The 17,719-nt window shown below is 71.3% G+C and carries 22 protein-coding genes and 2 pseudogenes; 14 read left to right on the forward strand and 10 right to left on the reverse strand.

Features of this window, described 5'->3' with window-relative positions:
• Positions 1-103 precede the first annotated feature (103 nt).
• From ACQP2P_RS27915 to ACQP2P_RS27925, 3 genes are read left to right on the forward strand one after another with little or no spacing between them, the layout of a single operon-like run.
• Positions 104-829 (forward strand): enoyl-CoA hydratase/isomerase family protein, encoded by a 726-nt coding sequence (locus tag ACQP2P_RS27915; RefSeq protein WP_433605655.1) that lies wholly within the window; start codon positions 104-106, stop codon positions 827-829.
• Positions 826-1,641 (forward strand): VOC family protein, encoded by an 816-nt coding sequence (locus tag ACQP2P_RS27920; protein ID WP_433605657.1) that lies wholly within the window; start codon positions 826-828, stop codon positions 1,639-1,641. The genes ACQP2P_RS27915 and ACQP2P_RS27920 overlap by 4 nt, the downstream gene beginning before the upstream one ends.
• The gene (locus tag ACQP2P_RS27925) at positions 1,638-2,153 is read left to right on the forward strand and encodes a flavin reductase family protein (RefSeq protein WP_433605659.1); all 516 of its coding nucleotides are present in this window, start codon (positions 1,638-1,640) and stop codon (positions 2,151-2,153) included. The genes ACQP2P_RS27920 and ACQP2P_RS27925 overlap by 4 nt, the downstream gene beginning before the upstream one ends.
• Before the next feature lie 149 nt (positions 2,154-2,302).
• On the opposite strand, the gene ACQP2P_RS27930 is transcribed toward ACQP2P_RS27925, so the two are convergent.
• The 7 genes from ACQP2P_RS27930 to ACQP2P_RS27960 form a co-directional block, all read right to left on the reverse strand.
• Positions 2,303-3,091, reverse strand: a complete 789-nt coding sequence (locus tag ACQP2P_RS27930) for a hypothetical protein (protein ID WP_433605661.1) — start codon at positions 3,089-3,091, stop codon at positions 2,303-2,305.
• A 254-nt stretch (positions 3,092-3,345) separates the two neighbouring features.
• On the reverse strand, positions 3,346-3,813 hold the full coding sequence (locus ACQP2P_RS27935; protein WP_433605663.1) for a MaoC family dehydratase: 468 nt from the start codon (positions 3,811-3,813) through the stop codon (positions 3,346-3,348).
• Positions 3,814-3,816: 3 nt separating this feature from the next.
• On the reverse strand, positions 3,817-4,530 hold the full coding sequence (locus ACQP2P_RS27940; protein ID WP_433605665.1) for an enoyl-CoA hydratase/isomerase family protein: 714 nt from the start codon (positions 4,528-4,530) through the stop codon (positions 3,817-3,819).
• On the reverse strand, positions 4,527-5,483 hold the full coding sequence (locus ACQP2P_RS27945) for a zinc-binding dehydrogenase (protein WP_433605667.1): 957 nt from the start codon (positions 5,481-5,483) through the stop codon (positions 4,527-4,529). Before ACQP2P_RS27945 ends, ACQP2P_RS27940 begins: the two co-directional genes overlap by 4 nt.
• Entirely contained in the window at positions 5,480-6,166 is a 687-nt protein-coding gene (locus ACQP2P_RS27950; RefSeq protein ID WP_433605669.1) for a nitroreductase family protein, read from the reverse strand. Before ACQP2P_RS27950 ends, ACQP2P_RS27945 begins: the two co-directional genes overlap by 4 nt.
• The gene (locus ACQP2P_RS27955) at positions 6,163-6,894 is read right to left on the reverse strand and encodes a nitroreductase family protein (RefSeq protein ID WP_433605670.1); all 732 of its coding nucleotides are present in this window, start codon (positions 6,892-6,894) and stop codon (positions 6,163-6,165) included. The genes ACQP2P_RS27950 and ACQP2P_RS27955 overlap by 4 nt, the downstream gene beginning before the upstream one ends.
• Positions 6,891-7,826: a nuclear transport factor 2 family protein gene (locus tag ACQP2P_RS27960; protein ID WP_433605672.1), complete on the reverse strand. Its 936-nt coding sequence runs from the start codon at positions 7,824-7,826 to the stop codon at positions 6,891-6,893. The genes ACQP2P_RS27955 and ACQP2P_RS27960 overlap by 4 nt, the downstream gene beginning before the upstream one ends.
• Before the next feature lie 40 nt (positions 7,827-7,866).
• On the opposite strand from ACQP2P_RS27960, the pseudogene ACQP2P_RS27965 reads away from it, so the two are divergent.
• The 3 genes and pseudogenes from ACQP2P_RS27965 to ACQP2P_RS27975 all read left to right on the forward strand — a co-directional run.
• Positions 7,867-8,171 (forward strand): annotated as a pseudogene (locus tag ACQP2P_RS27965) (hypothetical protein); the annotation flags it as partial.
• A 373-nt stretch (positions 8,172-8,544) separates the two neighbouring features.
• Positions 8,545-9,312, forward strand: a pseudogene (locus ACQP2P_RS27970) (malonate decarboxylase subunit alpha).
• Between the two features lie 66 nt (positions 9,313-9,378).
• Positions 9,379-10,212, forward strand: a complete 834-nt coding sequence (locus tag ACQP2P_RS27975; protein ID WP_433605674.1) for an alpha/beta fold hydrolase — start codon at positions 9,379-9,381, stop codon at positions 10,210-10,212.
• A 10-nt stretch (positions 10,213-10,222) separates the two neighbouring features.
• Here ACQP2P_RS27975 and ACQP2P_RS27980 read toward each other — a convergent pair whose 3' ends face one another.
• The gene (locus ACQP2P_RS27980; RefSeq protein WP_433605676.1) at positions 10,223-10,408 is read right to left on the reverse strand and encodes a hypothetical protein; all 186 of its coding nucleotides are present in this window, start codon (positions 10,406-10,408) and stop codon (positions 10,223-10,225) included.
• A 40-nt stretch (positions 10,409-10,448) separates the two neighbouring features.
• On the opposite strand from ACQP2P_RS27980, the gene ACQP2P_RS27985 reads away from it, so the two are divergent.
• Both ACQP2P_RS27985 and ACQP2P_RS27990 read left to right on the forward strand, forming a co-directional pair.
• Positions 10,449-10,739, forward strand: a complete 291-nt coding sequence (locus ACQP2P_RS27985) for a GNAT family N-acetyltransferase (protein WP_433605678.1) — start codon at positions 10,449-10,451, stop codon at positions 10,737-10,739.
• Positions 10,740-10,849: 110 nt separating this feature from the next.
• Positions 10,850-11,209 (forward strand): hypothetical protein, encoded by a 360-nt coding sequence (locus tag ACQP2P_RS27990; RefSeq protein ID WP_433605680.1) that lies wholly within the window; start codon positions 10,850-10,852, stop codon positions 11,207-11,209.
• A 603-nt stretch (positions 11,210-11,812) separates the two neighbouring features.
• Here the strand turns inward: ACQP2P_RS27990 and ACQP2P_RS27995 are convergent.
• Positions 11,813-12,955, reverse strand: a complete 1,143-nt coding sequence (locus ACQP2P_RS27995) for an NAD(P)-binding domain-containing protein (RefSeq protein ID WP_433605682.1) — start codon at positions 12,953-12,955, stop codon at positions 11,813-11,815.
• A gap of 162 nt (positions 12,956-13,117) precedes the next feature.
• Here ACQP2P_RS27995 and ACQP2P_RS28000 point away from each other — a divergent pair, with 162 nt between their 5' ends.
• The gene (locus ACQP2P_RS28000; protein ID WP_433605684.1) at positions 13,118-13,645 is read left to right on the forward strand and encodes a hypothetical protein; all 528 of its coding nucleotides are present in this window, start codon (positions 13,118-13,120) and stop codon (positions 13,643-13,645) included.
• On the opposite strand, the gene ACQP2P_RS28005 is transcribed toward ACQP2P_RS28000, so the two are convergent.
• A complete protein-coding gene (locus ACQP2P_RS28005; protein ID WP_433605686.1) occupies positions 13,642-14,739 on the reverse strand; it encodes a PLP-dependent cysteine synthase family protein in 1,098 nt (365 codons plus the stop codon). The genes ACQP2P_RS28000 and ACQP2P_RS28005 overlap by 4 nt on opposite strands.
• 133 nt (positions 14,740-14,872) lie before the next feature.
• Here ACQP2P_RS28005 and ACQP2P_RS28010 point away from each other — a divergent pair, with 133 nt between their 5' ends.
• From ACQP2P_RS28010 to ACQP2P_RS28030, 5 genes are all read left to right on the forward strand, one after another.
• Positions 14,873-15,367: a hypothetical protein gene (locus tag ACQP2P_RS28010; protein WP_433605688.1), complete on the forward strand. Its 495-nt coding sequence runs from the start codon at positions 14,873-14,875 to the stop codon at positions 15,365-15,367.
• On the forward strand, positions 15,364-15,609 hold the full coding sequence (locus ACQP2P_RS28015) for a hypothetical protein (protein ID WP_433605691.1): 246 nt from the start codon (positions 15,364-15,366) through the stop codon (positions 15,607-15,609). The genes ACQP2P_RS28010 and ACQP2P_RS28015 overlap by 4 nt, the downstream gene beginning before the upstream one ends.
• Positions 15,610-15,821: 212 nt before the next feature.
• Positions 15,822-16,082: a hypothetical protein gene (locus ACQP2P_RS28020; protein ID WP_433605692.1), complete on the forward strand. Its 261-nt coding sequence runs from the start codon at positions 15,822-15,824 to the stop codon at positions 16,080-16,082.
• 74 nt (positions 16,083-16,156) lie between these two features.
• Positions 16,157-16,711: a hypothetical protein gene (locus ACQP2P_RS28025; RefSeq protein ID WP_433605694.1), complete on the forward strand. Its 555-nt coding sequence runs from the start codon at positions 16,157-16,159 to the stop codon at positions 16,709-16,711.
• A gap of 524 nt (positions 16,712-17,235) precedes the next feature.
• Positions 17,236-17,388, forward strand: coding sequence for a hypothetical protein (locus ACQP2P_RS28030; protein ID WP_433605696.1), 153 nt, complete (start codon positions 17,236-17,238; stop codon positions 17,386-17,388).
• Positions 17,389-17,719 lie beyond the last annotated feature (331 nt).

A 17,719-nucleotide genomic window follows, 5' to 3' on the forward strand; every position in this document is an offset into this window, starting at 1 on the left:
AGTCAACAGGTCGAACCGGTATCGCGTCCGTGACATCGATGTGACAAACCGCCGGTCAGAGGCCTGCGTTGCCTTCATACCGACTGGTATGTATGATCCGGCCGTGCCCATCACCTTGACCCGCGAACACGACGGCCGCGTCGCCCGGGTGGGCTTCGACAACGCCGGGCGCGGCAACGCCTTCGACGACCACGCCCTGCGCGAGCTGGTCGCCGCCATGCAGGCCGCGGCGGCCGAGCCGGCCTGCGCGGTCGTGCGGCTCGACATGGCCGGGCGGCACTTCTGCGGCGGCTGGGACACCTCCTCGTTCGCCGGCCTCGCGGGCGCGACGGCGGAGTCGGTCGCGGCCGGCCTGCGCGACAGCGACACCCAGCTCGGCCGCATCCGGGACCTGCCCGTCCCGGTCGTGGCCGCCGTCCGCGGCCGGGTCATCGGCTTCGGCGCCGGGCTGCTCGCCGCGCTGCACCTGCCCGTCGCCGGGCAGAACGCCCGCCTGACGCTGCCCGAGGCCCGCTTCGGCTTCGCCCCGGCCGGCGTCGGCTTCACGATCGCCCGGCGGCTGCCGCGCCCGCAGGCCTACGCGCTGCTGACCGGCGTCACCGAGGCCACCGCGGCCGACCTGCTCGGCTGGGGCCTGGTCGCCCGCGTGGTCGCCGACGACGACCTCGACGCCGCGGTGGACGAGGTCGTCGCCGCCCTCGCCGCGGTGCCGGGCGACACCCTGCGCGGCGTCGTCGGGGTCGTCGAGGCCAGCCTGGCCACCGGCAGCCCCGAGCGCGCCTACGAGATCTCCGCCGCGACCATCACCTCCCGGGAGGTTCACGCATGAACCACCGCTTCCACGCCGGTGAGGCCGTCTGGGTCGAGCTGTGCACCCCCGACCCGGACAAGGCCGAGCAGTTCTACGCGGCCCTGCTGGGCTGGTCGGTACGTCACGAGCCGCTCGGCAGCGGGACGTACCGGATGTGCAGTATCGACGGCCGCGACGTCGCCGGCATCTCCGACGCCGCCGCCCTGCACGGCGGGCGCCCCCGCGGCTGGATCACCTACTTCGCCGTCGACGACATCGAGCGCTCCGCCCGCCAGGCGGTCGACCTCGGCGGCGAGCTGGTCACCCGGCCCCGCTACCTGCCGGCCGCCGGCACCGGCGCCGTCGTCGTCGACCCATACGGCGCGGTCTTCGGCCTCTACCAGGGCGAGTCGCGGGCCGGCGTCCAGGCCCTGAACTCGGTCGGCGCCCTGTGCTGGAACGAGCTTGACACCGGCGAGCCGGAGCGCTCGGTGCGCTACTACCGCTCCCTGTTCGGCTACACCACGCAGCAGCGCGAGGACTCCCCCACGGCCCGCCCCTACACCGTGCTCACGCTCGGCGAGGTCCCGGTCGCGGGCGTGCTGGAGCTGGACAACGAGTGGCCGAACCTGCTGCCGTCGAAGTGGATCACGTACTTCACGGTCGCGTCCCTCGACGCCGCCCTCGCCCGCGTCACCGCACTCGGCGGCACCCCGACGGTCGGCCCGGTCGACAGCCCCCACGGCCGTCTGCAGCTGGTGAAGGACCCCGGCGGGCACACGCTGTGCCTGATCGAACTCGAAGCCGGGCTGCGCCCCGATCACCCCTGCGACCCGGCGGTGCAACGATGATGACTGAGCCCCTGTTCGACTCGGCCGAGTTCCGTCAGGTCTGCGGGCACTTCCCCACCGGGGTGACCGCGGTGACCGCCGTCGCGACCGACGGCGCCGTGGCCGCGCTGACCGTGAACTCCTTCACCTCGGTGTCGCTGACCCCGCCGAAGGTCCTGTTCTGCGTCGCGACCTCCTCCTCGAGCTTCCGCGTGCTGATGGAGTCGCAGCGCATCGCGATCCACATCCTGAGCCAGGAGCAGGAGGACGTGGCCCGGCGCTTCGCCACGTCGGGCCTGACCGGCCCCGAGAAGCTGGGCGGCGTCGCCTGGGTCCCGGGCCCCGACGGCGTGCCCCTCCTGCCCGCCACCCCGGCCGTCCTGGCGGGCCGGCGCGACGAGGTCATCACGAGCGGCGACCACGTGATCGTCCTGCTCGACATCGACCACGTCCACCTCAAACCCTCCCGGGTCCCCGCGCTGTCGTTCTACCGGGGCCGGTTCGTCGCCCCGAACGCCGACGTCGCGGAGTGACCCGCGGCGCGGTGCGCGGTCAGGCGTTGGCGTAGCCCGGGATGCTGTCGCGGATGCGCTGCATCTCGGCCTCGTCGGAGACGCCCTGCCAGTCGTACCGCGGGGCGTAGGGCCGCCGCAGGGCCCCGGCCTCCGCGCCGGTGGGCGGGTCAGCCGATGAGCTCGTAGACCGCGTCGGGGGCGGCGACCGCGTTGGCCGGGGCGGTGATCGGGGCGACCGAGCCGTAGCCCGTGAACGTCAGCTCCGTGCTCAGGTTCTTGTCGAGCTTGGAGCCGTCGATGTGGATGCCGGTCAGGCGGTTGCGATCGTCGAGCGTGGCGGTGAAGGGGACGGCCGACGCCTTGGCGCCGGCGTTTTTCACGGCCTGCTCGCTCGGGGCCATGATGCCTTCGACGCCGGTCAGGTCGACGGTGCCGGCCAGACGGGTCGTGTCGGGGCGTTGCACGTCCCCGAGGGTGGCCAGGAGCTCGCCGATGCCGGGCTCCGGATTGCCGGCCTCGTCGATCGGGATCGCGGTGCCGGTGATCTTCTTCTGGTCGATCCTCATCCAGGTGCCCGGGACCATGCCGTAGTGCTGGTTGATCCGCTCGCCGAAGTCGGCCTGGATGTAGAAGTCGGGGGCCACGATCGTGTAGGCGACCGAGACGTGGATGGTGCTGCCGTCGGGCAAGGCCACGTCGCCGCCCTGCTCCAGGAAGGCGGCGTGGGCGCCGGGGTCGACGCGGCCACCGCCGCTCTTGTCGCCCTGTTTGATCGCGAAGTTGTACGCCGTGCGGTCCAGCACCTGCAGCGAGTCGGTGAGGACCTCCTTCGGCGGCCGCGACGGGGCCGCCGACACCGGTCGGGCGTTGCCGGGTGTCGAAGGGATCTCGACGCCACAGCCGGCGAGCGCGGTGAGCACGATGGCTCCGGAGAGTACGACCGCTATGTGCTTCATGATGTCTGTCCTCCAATTGACGGGCCCGGCGATCGCGGCCTGTCAGGAGGCTAGAAATGGCGACTTGCAACCCACTAATGAACGACTTGTGCTGTCGGGAAAGCGGCAGTAGCCGCTACCCGGCGAGGCGGCGGAGCTGCACCTCATCCTGGACGGCCTCTTCGGCGCAGACCTCGCCGGAGATCGTTGACCCGGGCCGCGAGCCCTGCGCCCGGTGCGCGCCGTCGGTGCCCACCCCGGCCGGTTCGCAAGGGTCAGGCGTAGTAGCGGAACACCGACTCGGCGGCGCAGCAGGTCTGGCCGTCGGCGGCGAACTCGACCACGACCGCGGCCTTCGCCTGGACGCCGCCGTCGATCGGGGTGGCCGAGACCAGGGTCGCGGTCGCCTGGATCTCGGTGCCGGGCGGCAGCGGCTTCACGAACCGCACGCGGTCCAGGCCGTAGTTGACGCCCATGGAGTACGACTCGACCTCCAGGATGTCGGCCAGCAGCAGCGGGACGAGGGCCAGGGTGAAGAAGCCGTGGACGATGGTCGTGCCGAACGGGCCCGAGCGGGCGCGCTGCACGTCCACGTGGATCCACTGGTGGTCGCCGGTCACGTCGGCGAAGGTGTGCACCTGGTCCTGCGTGATGCTCCGGGTCCCGCTCGCGCCGAGCTCGGCGCCGACCAGCTCCAGCAGGGCGGCGGGGTTCGCGACGGTGGTCTTGTGCGGGCTGCGCATGGGCTACTCCTGGGACGCGAGATGCTCGGTGAGGGTCTGCCACTCGCGGTCCCACGCCGCCTCGTCGATGACGGGACGGGCCACGCGCAGCATGCGCGCCACGGCCGCGGGGTCGAGGGACGCCAGGTGCTCGGCGAGCGCGGTCACCCGCTCCGGCAGCGTCTCGGCCGGCACGCACGCGCTGACCAGGCCGTGGGCCATGGCCTCCAGGCCGGTCCATGTCTCGCCGGTGAGCAGCAGGCGGCGGGCCGCGGCCGGGCCGATCGCGCGGGGCAGCATCACGCTGGAGCCCCAGCCGGGCACCTGGGCGGCGGCGATGTGCCGGTCGCCGATGCGGGCGGTGTCGGCGGCGATCGCGAGGTCGCACGCCAGCAGCAGCTCCAGGCCGCCCCCGAAGGCGACGCCGTTGACCGCGGCGATGGTCGGCACCGGGCTGTCCCGCACCGCGCGGACCAGCCGGCGGCCGCGGTCGAGGTACGCGCGCAGGGCCGGCTGGTCGCCGAGCAGCGCCGCGCCCTCGACCATGTCGGCGCCGGCGCAGAAGTGCCGGCCGGTGCCGGTGAGCACGAGCACGCGCACGCCGGGCTCGCCGGCGCGGGCCAGCCACGACTCCAGCCCCGCCATGACCGTCGACCCGCAGGCGTTGGCGGCATCGGTACGGTCGATGCGTGCCCAGAGCGCGGCACCGCGCCGGGAAATCTCGACGGGCCCGCTCATGACACGCGCACGCAGAGCTTGCCGAACGCGTCCCCGGCGAGCATGCGCCCGGCCTGCCGCCCCACGCCGTCGAGCTCCACGGTGCTGTCGACCGCGGGCCGGATGCCGTGCGCGTCCACGAACTCGACCAGCGCCCGGAACTCCTCCAGCGTGCCCATCGTCGAGCCGCACACGGTCACCTCGCGGGCGAAGAGCCGGGCCAGGTGCAGCGGTGCGGTGAAGCCGGTCGAGCCGCCGCAGACGACGACGGTCCCGCCGGCGCGCGTCGAGGCCATCGAGTGCTCGAACGTGGCCGGCCCGACGGTCTCGACCACGATGTCGGCGAGCTGCGGCAGCCGGGCCCCGCTGTCCAGCGCGGCGCTCGCGCCGAGGGCCAGGGCCCGCTCGCGCTTGGCCGCCGAGCGGGACGTGACGACGACCGTGGCGCCGGCCGCGACGGCGAGGGCGGTCGCGGCGGTCGCGACTCCCCCGCCGGCGCCCTGGACGAGCACGACCCGCCCGGGACCGGCCTGGGCCTTGGTGAACAGCATCCGGTAGGCGGTCAGCCACGCGGTCGGCAAGCAGGCCGCCTCCTCCCAGGACAGCCCGGCCGGCTTGGGCACCAGGTGGGCCTCGGGCACCACGATGCGCTCGGCGAGCACGCCGTGCCCGGCGTCGGGCAGCAGGGTGGCGTGGGCGACCGTGCGGCCCCCGGTGCCGGCCGGCAGCACGGGGTACACCACGAACTCCCGTCCATGGTGGACAACCGCGGCGTCGCTGCCGATGACGTGCGGCCCGGGGCCCGCGGGCGTCGTCACGCCGCGCAGGGTGAACACGTCGTGCATGTTGAGCGCGCCGGCGCGCACGTCGACGCCGACCCAGCCCGCGGGCGCCTCGGGCACCGGCACCGCGCCGACGCGCACGGCGCCGGCCGGGTCCTCGGCCGACGGCTCGGCCACATAGGCGGCCCTCATGCCGCACCGTTCCAGAACGCCACGTCCTTGAGCTCGGCGCGGGCGGCCGGGCGGAAGTCGAGGCCCTTCGTGTACGCCACCGGCAGCAGCGTGATCGGGCGCCAGTCGTCGGGCAGGCCCAGCACCGCCTGGACCTTGCGGGCCTTGTGCGCCATCGCGGTGGCCATCACCGAGCCGAGCCCGCGCGAGCGCAGGGCGAGCTGGAAGGACCACGCGAACGGGAAGACGGAGCCGTAGTAGCCGGACGCGGCCCCGCCGACCGGCCGCTCGGGGATCGGCTTGGTGCTGCACAGGATCACGAGCACCGGCACCTCGGCGAGATGGTCGACGAGGTGCTTCACCGCCGCGAGCACCCGCTGCTGCCGCGCCGCGGCGACGGGGTCGGGTCGCGCCGACGGGGACAGGCGCGTGACGGTCGCGGCCTCGCCGCCGGCCAGGGGCGCCTCGACGGTTTCGTACCAGACTTCGGAGTACAGCTGCGAAAGCCTGCCCTTGAGGACCGGATCGTCGACGCAGACGATGCGCCAGTCCTCGAGGTTGGAGCCCATCGGCGCCTGCTGGGCGAGGCGCAGGCACTCCTCCACGACCTCGCGGCCGACGGGCCGGTCGAAATCCATGCGGTGGCGCACGGCGCGGGTGGTGCTCAGCACCTCGTCGATGTCGCGGATGACGGGATCGCTCATGCGTGGGTCTCTCCCCAGGGCTGGTCCTCGTAGGGCAGCGGCGTGCCCCACCGGTCGAGGTACGCGACCTCGCCGACCGGGCGGCGGGCGGCGGGGCGGAAGTCGGTGCCGACGGTGTACGCCACGGGCAGCAGCGTGATCTGCAGCGCGTCGGCGGGGATGCCGAGCAGCGCCGCGGCCCGCCCGGCGTGGTGCAGGTGGAGCGTGGTGATGCAGGTGCCGAGCCCGCGGGCCCGCAGCGCCAGGTTGAACTGCCAGATCGCCGGGTACAGCGAGCCGTACACCGCCGAGTGCGTGCCCGCGCCGCCGTGCGCCGGGTTCGGGCGGGTGGCGCAGGGGATGACGAGGTACGGCGCCCGGCCGATGTTGTGCGCCAGGTGCTCGGCCCCGCCGAGGATCCGCGCGGTTCGCGGGTTGACCCGGCCGTCGGCGCCGACGCCGCCGAGGCGCCCCCGGACCGTGCGGTGGGCGGTGCCCTCGTCGCTGTGCAGGGGCTTGTGCACGTGTTCGAGGTAGGCCTCGAGGTACAGCGCGGCGAGATCGGCCTTCAACGCGGGATCGGCGACGACCACCCAGCGCCAGTCCTCGGCCCCGCCGCCGGTGGGGGCCTGGAGCGCGAGCTGCAGGCACTCGCCGAGCACCGCGAGGTCCACGGGCCGGTCGTAGTCGAGCCGGCGCCGGATCGCGCGGGTCGTGGTCAGCACGTGGCGCAGGTCGTTGGAGTTCACAGCAGGCCCATCAGGTCGGCGAGGTGCAGGGTGTCGCAGTACTCCCGGACCGCGGCGATCCTGTGGTCGCGGACGTCGACGATCCAGAGGTAGCGGTTCTGGTACCGCCCGCCGTCGCGCAGCAGCGCGTCGCCGCTCGCCTCGATGGCGACCAGCGTGTCGTCGGCGAGCCAGCGGTGCGGGGTCACGGTGACGGCGGCCGAGCGGTACGCGCCGCCGGCGAGTCGCCGGCGCATCTGGGCGAGCTTGTCGGCCATCGCGACCGTGCCGTGGAACGGGCCGTTCGCGTCGATGTCGCCCCGGCCGTGGTGGCGCCCGCGCCGCCGGTCCCGCCCCGAGTCCGTCCACCAGGTGGCGTCGTCGGCGAACAGCGCCCCGAACGCGTCGATGTCCCCGCGGGCCAGCGCCGGCCACATCGCCGCCACGGGCTCCGGCAGCGGCTCGCCGGCCTCGGGCACCCGCTCCAGGCCGGTGCGGGGCACCGGCGCGCCGCCGCCGATGACGTCCTGGGCGTGCATGGTGTCCAGGTACTCGCGCACGGACGTGATCGCGCCCCGCTCGTCGACGTCGAAGACGAACCCGTAGCGGTTGGCGTAGGTGCGGCCGTTCGCGTGCACGCCGTGGCCGTCGACCTCGATGACGCACCAGTCGTCGCCGACGACCACGCGGCGCGGGATCTGCCGGCACCCGGACGGGAACATTCCCGGCCCCTGTTCGCGCATGAGGGCGAGCTTGCGGTCCATCGCCATGAGCCCGTGCAGCGGGAAGCGGCCGCTGCCGTGCGGGGCTCGGCGCGGGTCCCCGCCGAGCCGGTCGGGTCCGGTGTCGACCCACCAGGTCGCCCCCGGCGCGCAGAGCCGGCCGAGCCCGCCGAGGCTGCCCTGGTCGAGCGCGCTGATGAACTCCATGCCCGCCCGGGTCGCCCTGGTCACCGCACCCTCCGCCATTAATACCGACTGGAAGGTATCTACCATGCGACCTGGGCCGATACAAGACTGCCGTTGCATACCGACCAGCTGGTACCGTCCGGGCGTGTTCGGGCCGTCCGGGGAGCGTCACGCCGTCCGGGCGCCCGTGCGCGCGCTCCGCGACGACCAGGTCGCCCCCAACGCCGCGGCCGCGGACGAGACCGGCGAGTCCCCGCAGGCCTCCTTCGACGCCCTGCGCGCCGCCGGCGCGGACGCCCTCGCCACGGTCATCGTGGTCGAGGAGGTCGCCCTGCCGGCGCGAAGCTGGACACCATGCCCCTGCTCCTGGCCGGATCGCCCGAGCTGCGCGCGCTACCTGCCGCCGGTCCCGCGCGGTGCTCGACGGCGACACGTGGGTCCTCCCGTCAGCACGCACTACCGGGGCTCCTCGCCAACCAACCAACCCTCCAGCCGGAGCGACAGCGGGCTGGCAGCCGAAGCCACCATCACACCGGCCCCCGCCGGACGACCGCTTCGCTGGGACCGAACCGCCGAGCGCCGCCCACGCCGACGGACACGAACTGGACTACTGACATCACCGTCTGTCCGAATTGCGCACATTCACATCGGCGTCTGCCAGCAACCGTGCCCCCGCCGTCACGGCACAAACGTTGTGGCGTAACGGATTTAGCGCAGTACGGTAGGAGACCGAACACGGAGTCTCCTGATTGGTGGGAAGCCGATGAGCGAGACAGTCTGGGACGGGCGACGCACCACGAAGCGGCGGCGGATCGCGGCCGCCACAGAGCACGTCGACGGCAAGGTGATCCTCTCCGACGCGCTGCGGCAGGTGCTGGAGGCCGTCATCCACCCGGGCGACCGGGTGGCGTTGGGGGGTGACAATCAGAAACAGGCCGACTTCTTGAGCCGGACCCTGGCCGGTTGTGACCCGGGCCGGCTGCACGACCTGCACATGATGATCGGGTCGGTGTCCCACGCCGAGCACCCCGACCTGTTCGAGCGGGGCCTGGCGACGCAGCTGGACCTGGCGACGCAGCTGGACCTGGCCTACGCGGGGCCGCAGAGCGTGCGGATGGCGCAGCTGGTCGCGGACGGCACGGTGTCGGTCGGCGCGATCCACACCTACGTCGAGCTGTAGGCGCGGATGCTCGTGGACCTCCGGCCGGACGTCGCGCTGCTGTGCGCCGCGTCGGCGGACCAGCACGGCAACCTGTACACCGGGCCGAGCACCGAGGACTCGCCGACGATCGCCGAGGTGGCCGGCGAGACGCACGGCGAGCAGCGGTGCGCGTACTTCGCCAACATCACGGGCCGGCGCCTCCTCGACGCCCCGGCCCGGTCCTGGACGACGTCGCCCAGGCCGTCCAGCGGCCGGTCCGCTGGCTCGACATCGTGCGCCTCATGCCCGAGCCCGGCATCACGACCACCGTGCAGGTACCACCCAGGCACGCCCTGGCCGCGCTCGCCGCCAGGGCACATCCGCAGCTGACCACCTCGCGATCGACGACCTCGGCATCCCCGCGACCATGCACCGTCTGCAGCGGGAGGAATTGCGATGAAAACGCGCTGCAAGCAGATCCTCGCGACCGTCCTGGCACTGGCGGGGTTCACGGTGAGCGGCCCGCCGAACGCGCAGCCGACCCCATCGGCCGTCGCCTGCGCCGTGAAACCGACCGTCGTGCTCGTCCACGGCGCCTGGGCGGGGACATCGAGCTGGTCCGGCGAGACCGAGCGGCTGCAGCAGGAGGGGTACAAGGTGCGCGCCTTCGCCAATCCGCTGCGCGGGCTCACCAGTGATGCCGCCGGCCTGGCCGCGTTCCTCAAGACGATCGACGGGCCGATTGTCCTCGTCGGGCACTCGTACGGCGGATCCGTCATCACCAACGCCGCCGCGGGCAACCCCAACGTCGAGCAGCTGGTCTACGTCGACGCGGCCGCACCCGCCGTCGGTGAGACCACCGGGCAGCTCAGCGGCAAGACCTCCGCGCTGGGCGGGCCGGCGGACACGCTCTACGACCAGGTGTCGCTCCCGGGCGCACCCTCGGGCGACGTGCTGCTGTACCTGAAGCAGCCGGTCTTCCTGCAGTCGTTCGGACCCGACCTGCCGAAGCCTGCCGCGACGGCGCTGTGGGCCGGGCAACGACCGGCCGCGATGAGCGCGTTCACCACCCCGTCGAAGGCGGCGGCGTGGAAGACGATCCCGTCGCGGTACGTCATCGGCACCGCCGACAAGATCATCACGCCGGACTCGCAGCAGTCCATGGCGCAACGCGCCAACGCCAAGATCCTGCGGGTCCCCGGCGGGTCACACCTGACCCTGATCTCCCACCCGGAGGCCGTCACCGACCAGATCCTCGCCGCCGCCCACGCGACCTGCCCCGACACCTGAGCGGGAACGGCTACTGCAGGCCACCCCGGACACACGTGATGCGCTGGGTGTTGAACCCGAGCCAGTGCATCCGTCCGACGTACCGGGCGTGCTCGACCTTCAGGCAGCGGTCCACGACCACGGTGAGCCCGCCGTCCTCGGCGATCCGCGCGCCCTGGGCGTTGATCTCACCGGACTTGGTCCGCAACGTCCCCACGCCGGTCGGGACCGCGTCCCGAGACAAGTCCAGCCAGGTCTTGTCAGCTAGCCCCGGCCCGGCCGCCTGCGCGGTCGGCATCTTCGAGGAGCGCCTCGGCAGCCCCGCCAACCCGTCCGGCCTGACCGGCTACGTCTTCAGCGTCGCCACCGACCCGGCCCACCGCCGCCGCGGCCACGCCACCGCCTGCCGCAAGGCCCTGCTCGCCTGGTTCGCCGCCAACGGCGTGCACCGGGTCAACCTGCGCGCCTCCGAGGATGGCCTGCCCCTGTACGAGAAGCTCGGCTTCGAGCTGCAGCCCGGCCCCTCGATGGCCATCACGCTGCCGTGACCGGACCCGACGCGGTCCGGGCCGCACGCGCGATCGGGCGCTGATACTCAGACCGCCCATGAGTACGTGTGCGGATACGGCTCGTTCGGCCGGTCCGTATCCTGATCGGCATGGATGCGGCACGACGCTCCCGCGGTGAGGTCTTCGCCCGCGGCGTGGCGACTCTCCTCGCGTGGCAGGCGCTTCCGGTCGTGGCCGCGGTCGTCGGGTGGTTCCACCAGTCGACGACCCAGCCGGGCCCCGACTGCCAGGACGAAGGCCTCGGCTTCAACTGCGCCATGAGCGACCGCGAGGGCTACGGGCTGATGCTGGCCTTCGGCGCGCTCCCGGCCATGGTGGTCGCCTTCATCGCGGGCCTCCTCCTGGTCGGCGCCCTGGCGGCACTGCGCCTGCGCTCCGGGGCGCTGGCCGGCACCCTCGCCGCCGTTCCCGCCTGGGTCATCGGCTACGCAGTGATCTTCCTCCGCTGAGCGATCTTCCTCCGCTGAGCGAGCGATCCGTCAGCGCACCGGCAGGACCGTACACAGTGGACCCGGACCCGTGCACAGCGGCACCCGTCGATCAACTAACGGGGGCCAGAACCGCTGGGTAGGCCCCACTGTGGTGGCTTGACTTGGTCCCTTCGCGTCGAGTCGCCGTCGTGGACTGACGGTTTGGATTGGCTCCGGACGGCTTGATTTGGATTCTGGCCCACTTTTGGGGATCCGGAGCGGCCGGGGAGGATCCAAGCCTGTCCACCGTGGACGTTGCCCAGTTTGTGGATCTTGGCCGTCGACATCGTCGTGGAGACCGTCGGTGGACCCCACCCGGTCACCGCCTGGGGACTTCTTGCGCCCGGCGGCGCCCTCCAGTCGGTCGGTTGGACCGTGGGAGCGCCGGCCCTCTTCCCGCCCTATGCGACCTCAGCCCGTCCAAGACCTCACGTCCTACGTCGATGAGTTCGGGGGCCGCCGACGACCTTGCGAATCGAAACCCGGCTGGTGCGGCGGACGCAGCGCCGACCGCTGGCGGCTGCCGGCCCAGACCGCAGCCGTCTGTCCGCTCGACGCAGCACTCGGCTCAGCCCTGGTCGATCAAGCGGCGCAGCGCATCAGTTCGTCGACTGCGATGCGCGCGGATGACGGGCAGCCCTTAGTAAAACCGTAGAAGGGGCCGAAGTCGCGGGTGGAGGCGAAGCCGATCATGTAGAGCCCCGCCAGCGATGTCTCGAAGCCCTCGGTCAGGTCGGGGAACCCATCTGTCGTCCTGACCTGGTGCGAGACGCTGCGCAGGTAGGGGATGCGAGACAGGTCTGCCTTGTAGCCGCATGCGAAGATCACATGGTCCGCGATCAGCGTTGTCTGATCGGAGAGCTGCAGTCGCACATCTTGATCACCGGGTGTCACGTCGATGACCGCGCAGTGGGGATGGCTGGTGACAACCTCCGTGGCGAGGCGTGGGACGAGCCAGGGCTCGAGGGTGAGGCGGCCAGCTCGCCAGAATTCGCCGGCGATCCTCTGTTGTTCCTCCGCGGAGAGTCGGCGCCACCATCCTCGCTGTGCCAGCGTTTGATCGATGTATGGGTCCATGAAGGCCCAGCTGACCTTGGCGAACTCCGGAATGGGATGGCGATGCACCACGTGCACCTGCTCGGCGTGCCGGTCGCACAGTAGCGCTGCCCACTCGTAGGCGCTCTGCCGCCCTCCGACAATGGCGACACGGGCGGCGGCGAGATCCTCGAAGGTGACGAGCTCGCTGGTATGTGATCGGAGTGTCGGCGGTACGTCCTCGTGCCAGCGCGGGAGGTTGGCGAAGTAGCACATGCCCGGGACGGCAATAACCTTCTCCGCTGTGATCGTTGAGCCGTCGTCCAGGGTTGCGAGAAAGATCCCGCTCGGTTTGGTCAGGTCGGTGACCATCCGCTCGTCGACTTCGAGCGACGTGCGCTGACGGAACCACTCGGCGTAGTCGATGAAGATGGCGATCGGAATTGGGTCGAAGTCCTCGGGTCGCATCCCTCGGTCCTCGAAGAAGGCCTTGAAGGTGTAGTTGCCGCCTGCGTCGAGGTGCCAGTCAGGACCCGAGCGCAAGAACATGTCAGCCGGCATCTGCTCACGCCAGAAGGCCATCGAATGGCCGACGATGTGAGTGTCGATTCCGTTGTCACGCGCAAAGGCGGCGGCCGAGTACGCGTACGGTCCCGCACCGATCACCAGGAGTTCTGTCCGCTTCGGCATAGTCTCTCCCGAACGATCTGATACTTCTACGCTACCTGGAGCCCGCCGTCACGCCGCGGCTCGAGCCCCGGCGACGCAGACGTACGCTTGCGGCCGACGGCAAGGCGAATCTGCTCGACGGGCCTCTGCTGGCCGAGCTGGCCGGCGGCGTCGTACCCGACCATGACGAGCTGCGGTGCTGCTGGCCATGAGCGACAACGGCCCGCAGATCCGGAGGGCGCCGACCCGGACCTGCCGCAGCCGACACGCTTGCCTGGCTGGGATGACCGCCGCCCACCATGGCAGAGCCGCGCGCTGCGCTACTTTGCCTCGACCGCGCTGGCCCGCACCGGACGAGCGGACCTGCAGGGGAACCTGGCCGTCGGCTACACACCGAGCACACCGACCGCCAAAGACGACATCGCTGCCGCCCTGGCGCGAGAGGACACCGTCGTCATCACGTCCCACGGATACGACGAATCAGACCTCATCATGCACCTGCAGACGACCCGCTCCATGACCCGGGAACACGGGCTACAGCTCGTGGCCCGCATCCTGCGGGACGCCGGCCTGCCGCAGACGACACCTGTCGACGTCACCGAGACCGGTGAGCGGTTCTGGCTGACCGACATCCCTGAACAGCAATCCGAGGCCACCAACGCGACGCTCGGGCGGCGGCAGATGCGTGCACGGATCCTCAGCGTCGGTTAGGGTTCGGCCCACTCACCGTGAGCGAGGAAGCTATCGATCACCTCCGTGTACGGGTTCGGGTCGAGCTTCTTCTCCTGGGTCCAGGCGTCGTCGTAGTAGGTGCTGTGGTAGGCGTCAGCGCCGTCGCAGATCAGGGTGGCGATGCTTCCCGTTTCACCGCGCTGGCGCATGCCGTGGGCGATGCGCAGGGCACCCCAGAGATTCGTGCCGGTCGACGGGCCGACCGACCAGCCAGTGGTGGCCGCAAGATGACGCATGGCGGCGACGCTCGCCGCGTCGGGTACGGGGATCATGAGATCGACGACCGCGTGCAGGAATGCCGGTTCGACACGGGGCCGGCCGATGCCTTCGATCCGTGACGGCATCCCGGTTCCGTATCCCGGATAGTCAGTGACCCAGCTGGGCCAGTAAGCGGAGTTCTCCGGGTCCACCACCACAAGTTGCGTGGGATACCCGTGATAACGCAGGTGCCGGCCCAGGGTTGCGCTGGTCGTCCCAGTGCCGGCGCCCACGACAGCCCACGCGGGCGGCCTGCCTTCGCGCGTGATCACCTGGGCGGTCAGGGTGGCACCGACACTGTCGAGGCTGCGCCAGTCCTCGATATGCGCCGCGGAAGTCAGGTGGTCGAGGTAGTGGCCGCCGAGTTCCGTCGCGAGCCTGGTGGCCTCGTTATAAATGGCGACGGGTGGGTCGAACAGGTGGCAGCGGCCACCGTATCGCTCGATTCGCTCCCGTTTCGCCGGTGGCGTCTTGCCCGGCACGACGGCAACGAAGGGCAACTCCAGCATGGCCGCGAAGTAGGCGGTGGCAACCGCCGTATTGCCCGCTGTCGCCCCGACCACGGTTGTTCCTTCGCCGATGTCGCCGCGGGCGACCGCGTCTTCCATCAGCCGGCGGACCAAGCGGTGCTTGAGGCTTCCAGTAGGACGCTGTGACTCGTCCTGAAAGTACAGCGAGATACCCCACGGCGCCGGAAGCGGGTAGCGGCGTAGTGGTACCGGTGTCTCCGCGGTCGCCTCGACACGCAACCGCGCCAGGGCCTGCTGCGCCCACAGCCGTGCGTCGGCGTGGACCGGTCCATCCGGGTCGTTCATTGCGCCCCCGTCATATCAGGCAAAGGTACCGTCCAAGCATCCATCTATCGAGCCCGAGCCGGCACCCCGGCAATGCACTCGTCTCGTCAGATCCGGTAGCCGCCTGAGAGCCGGCCGTGCGTTCACGCTGCTGGTGCAGCCGCCGACCTGTCTGGTCTTCGACGGCCGCGATGTGGCCGGCCTGCCCGATGAGCTGCTGTCGTTGGACGGCCTCCGGACGCTGCTGCTGGACCCGCAGATGGGGCCCGCGGTGCGTGACGCGGTATGGCGGGAGCTTGTCGTGCGTGCCCGCCGGGACGGCCCAGCGTGGGTGGTGGCCGCGGTGGGTATCGCGCTGCCCGGGCTGCGGCGTATGGCGGGGTTGCTGGCGTCGGGTTGGCATGGGGACACCCGTGATCTGGATGCGGAGCTGCTCGCCGGGTTCGTGGAGCGGCTCAAGACGATCGATCTGGTGCCGCCGCGGGTGGTCGGCCGGCTCATCGGGGCCGGGGTCCGGGCGGCGAGGAAGGCGCGTGATGCCGAGTCCGCCGCGTCTCTGGTCCGGCCGCACGCCGTGGATCCGATCGCGCCGGTGCAGCCGTGGGATCACCCGGATTTGGTGCTGGTCCGGCGATTGCCGCTGGCGTGATCGACGTCGATGAGGCGTTGCTCATTGCCGCGACGCGGCTGGAGGACTCGACCCTCGGTGCCGCGGCGGCGCGGATGGGGATTCCGGCCAGCACGGCGTCGTTGTGGCGGCAGAAGGCCGAGCAGCGGCTGGTTGAGGCGATCCGTCTGGGTGATCTCGCGTTCGTGCCGCTGCGTCGGCGTGCATGGCGCCGTGGGGGCGCTACGACCGCCGGCTGCAGCGCCGCCGTCGACAAACCGTAGGCTGCCGAGGCGGGCCAGTCGCTCGCATCGGCGACTCGCGGGAACTGCCGCCGTTGGGCGTTCGCACGGCGCCGCACGGTTCGTTGCCGGAAGCGCCTGTGTCCCCGGCGAATTCAAGCCATCCCTCGGCGCCAACCAGAGCCCGCTGCACCGCCTCCGCGACAAGGCACGACAGGACAAGAACCGCGACTACGCGGGCAAGGTCTGCACCGATGTCTGGGGCCAGGGCGGCGCGACGCCGAACCTCAACTGCGACGAGTACCCCTTTCGCCACCACCTACGAGGGCGCCTACGAAGGAAGCCCCGCCCGTGACGGCGACACTAGCGGCGGCTGGCAGGTCTGGAACGGCTCCTCACGCCTGATCGGCGAGGAGGACAACCAGGACTCCGGCCGCGAATACCTCAACAACCAGTTCTACAAACCCAACCGCATCCTCGACAACGACGCCTACTTCGTCGCCATCAACCGCTAGCGATACGGTCTGGTTCCGGCCCCCAGACAACGGGCCGGAACCAAGACCAGCCGCGACCGGAAAGCGAGCCCACCGTGCGATCCCTCGCGTTCGACATCCCAACCGGCGAAGGCGTCTTCCTAATCCGAGACGTCGCAGCGGACACGCCCGAGGCGCAGCGACCCGCCGCCCGCGCCATGCGCATCCCCGGCCACCGCGGCGGGAAAATGGTCGCCGCGGTAGGCGCGGTCCTCCGCGTGCGCTGCGCCCATCAGTACAGCAGCCCCCACCTGACCCTCCAGATCCTCGACCGCGAACCTGCCGACGAACCCGGATGGGAGTGGGCGACCATCACCACCCTCGACCTGCCCACCGGCCGCATCCAGGTCGACTGCGGCGAAGAACCCGCACCGCCGCCACTGCTCGACATCGACGCCGGGGCCGGGCCCGGCCGCTGCGCGGTGACCCTCGGCCACCAGGGCCGCGCCGACATGCTCGCCCGCGCGCTTCAGGTCGGGACCGAGACGATGTACGCCGACGCCGACACCACCCGCGCGGCATGGCAGGAAGCGGGACGGCTCGAACGGTACCTCGTCCGGATCTGGCCCCAAGAGCGACACCGACGCTCGGCAACGCTGCCACGGACGTAGCCCCTGCCCAGGACGTCCCGCCGATGTGTGGGCGCGGTGGATCTTCGATCTTCCACCGCATTGACCTCATCCCTCTGGACCGCGCGGTGCGTTACACGGACGTCGGCTCCTGAGCGCACAGCACCGCTCGTGCGATCGGCCTTTTGGCCTGTTCGGCGCCGACGCCGTGAACATCGCGCCGCGCGAGGCCGCCCTTCGATTCGGCTGAACTGCTGTCGGACCCCTCCGGACGCTGCCCTCTGCCGAGCGACGTTGACGTGAGCGAGATCGATCGGCGTCGCGGCCGCCGGGCCGACGTCGACTGACCCTCAACTCTCGACAACGAAATGATCGAGGCATCCGCACATGCCGCCGATCGAGCGCGAGCCGTCGGCAAGCGTCGCGCTCCGTATGTCGCTGTGCCGTCTTGATTCGCACGGTTGGCGCGCTCTTCATAGCGTTCGATTCTCCGCTACCCCTGCGCGGCGCGAAGAGAGTAGTGCGTCCTCGGGGCCACAACGCATCGGAGCTTTACTGTACCGGTCGTGGTGGACAAGATCTCGTGCGAGCGGCGGGACAGCGACGTGATCGACCTGGTCGCACTCGTGAAGGAGCAGCTGCCGGCGCTGCCGACGAGTTCAGCGGCGCCACCCTCGGGCTGCGCCACAACGGCCGGCCTTACGGGAAACCGGCGTTGACGAGATGGAGTGGCGAGCGTGGCGGACAGAGCAGGCGCGAGCCCACTACGCGGGGAGCGTGGCGGTGCCAGGAAACCATCACCCGTATTGCCGCGCTCCTACCATGCAGCCGCTGTGCCCCGGAAAACCACCCATGGCGTGAGCTTGCCGACCGTCGCGCGTTCCTCCGGCTGGCCGTGCTGCGTATCTATTTCTGGTAATCCGCCGACGACGGACTTCCCCAGGAGGACGGGTTACAAGCCGCGTGGGACGACGCCGAACAGCAATGCAAGGACTTCCAGGATCTTGTCCTGCGGATCGCGGACCAGCTCAGGCCGCCACCCGAAGGCGC

The sequence above is a fragment of the Dactylosporangium sp. CA-139114 genome (genome assembly GCF_050955725.1).
Classification (GTDB): Bacteria; Actinomycetota; Actinomycetes; order Mycobacteriales; family Micromonosporaceae; genus Dactylosporangium.

Excerpts from the sequence above, each read along its gene's own strand:
- ACQP2P_RS28005 (WP_433605686.1), bottom strand. The coding sequence starts at position 14,739 with ATGAACGACCCGGATGGACCGGTCCACGCCGACGCACGGCTGTGGGCG.
- ACQP2P_RS27945 (WP_433605667.1), bottom strand. The coding sequence starts at position 5,483 with ATGAGGGCCGCCTATGTGGCCGAGCCGTCGGCCGAGGACCCGGCCGGC.
- ACQP2P_RS28020 (WP_433605692.1), top strand. The coding sequence starts at position 15,822 with ATGTCTGGGGCCAGGGCGGCGCGACGCCGAACCTCAACTGCGACGAGT.
- ACQP2P_RS27920 (WP_433605657.1), top strand. The coding sequence starts at position 826 with ATGAACCACCGCTTCCACGCCGGTGAGGCCGTCTGGGTCGAGCTGTGC.
- ACQP2P_RS27990 (WP_433605680.1), top strand. The coding sequence starts at position 10,850 with ATGGATGCGGCACGACGCTCCCGCGGTGAGGTCTTCGCCCGCGGCGTG.
- ACQP2P_RS27925 (WP_433605659.1), top strand. The coding sequence starts at position 1,638 with ATGATGACTGAGCCCCTGTTCGACTCGGCCGAGTTCCGTCAGGTCTGC.
- ACQP2P_RS28000 (WP_433605684.1), top strand. The coding sequence starts at position 13,118 with ATGACGAGCTGCGGTGCTGCTGGCCATGAGCGACAACGGCCCGCAGAT.
- ACQP2P_RS27930 (WP_433605661.1), bottom strand. The coding sequence starts at position 3,091 with ATGAAGCACATAGCGGTCGTACTCTCCGGAGCCATCGTGCTCACCGCG.
- ACQP2P_RS27935 (WP_433605663.1), bottom strand. The coding sequence starts at position 3,813 with ATGCGCAGCCCGCACAAGACCACCGTCGCGAACCCCGCCGCCCTGCTG.
- ACQP2P_RS27950 (WP_433605669.1), bottom strand. The coding sequence starts at position 6,166 with ATGAGCGATCCCGTCATCCGCGACATCGACGAGGTGCTGAGCACCACC.
- ACQP2P_RS27975 (WP_433605674.1), top strand. The coding sequence starts at position 9,379 with ATGAAAACGCGCTGCAAGCAGATCCTCGCGACCGTCCTGGCACTGGCG.
- ACQP2P_RS27995 (WP_433605682.1), bottom strand. The coding sequence starts at position 12,955 with ATGCCGAAGCGGACAGAACTCCTGGTGATCGGTGCGGGACCGTACGCG.
- ACQP2P_RS27940 (WP_433605665.1), bottom strand. The coding sequence starts at position 4,530 with ATGAGCGGGCCCGTCGAGATTTCCCGGCGCGGTGCCGCGCTCTGGGCA.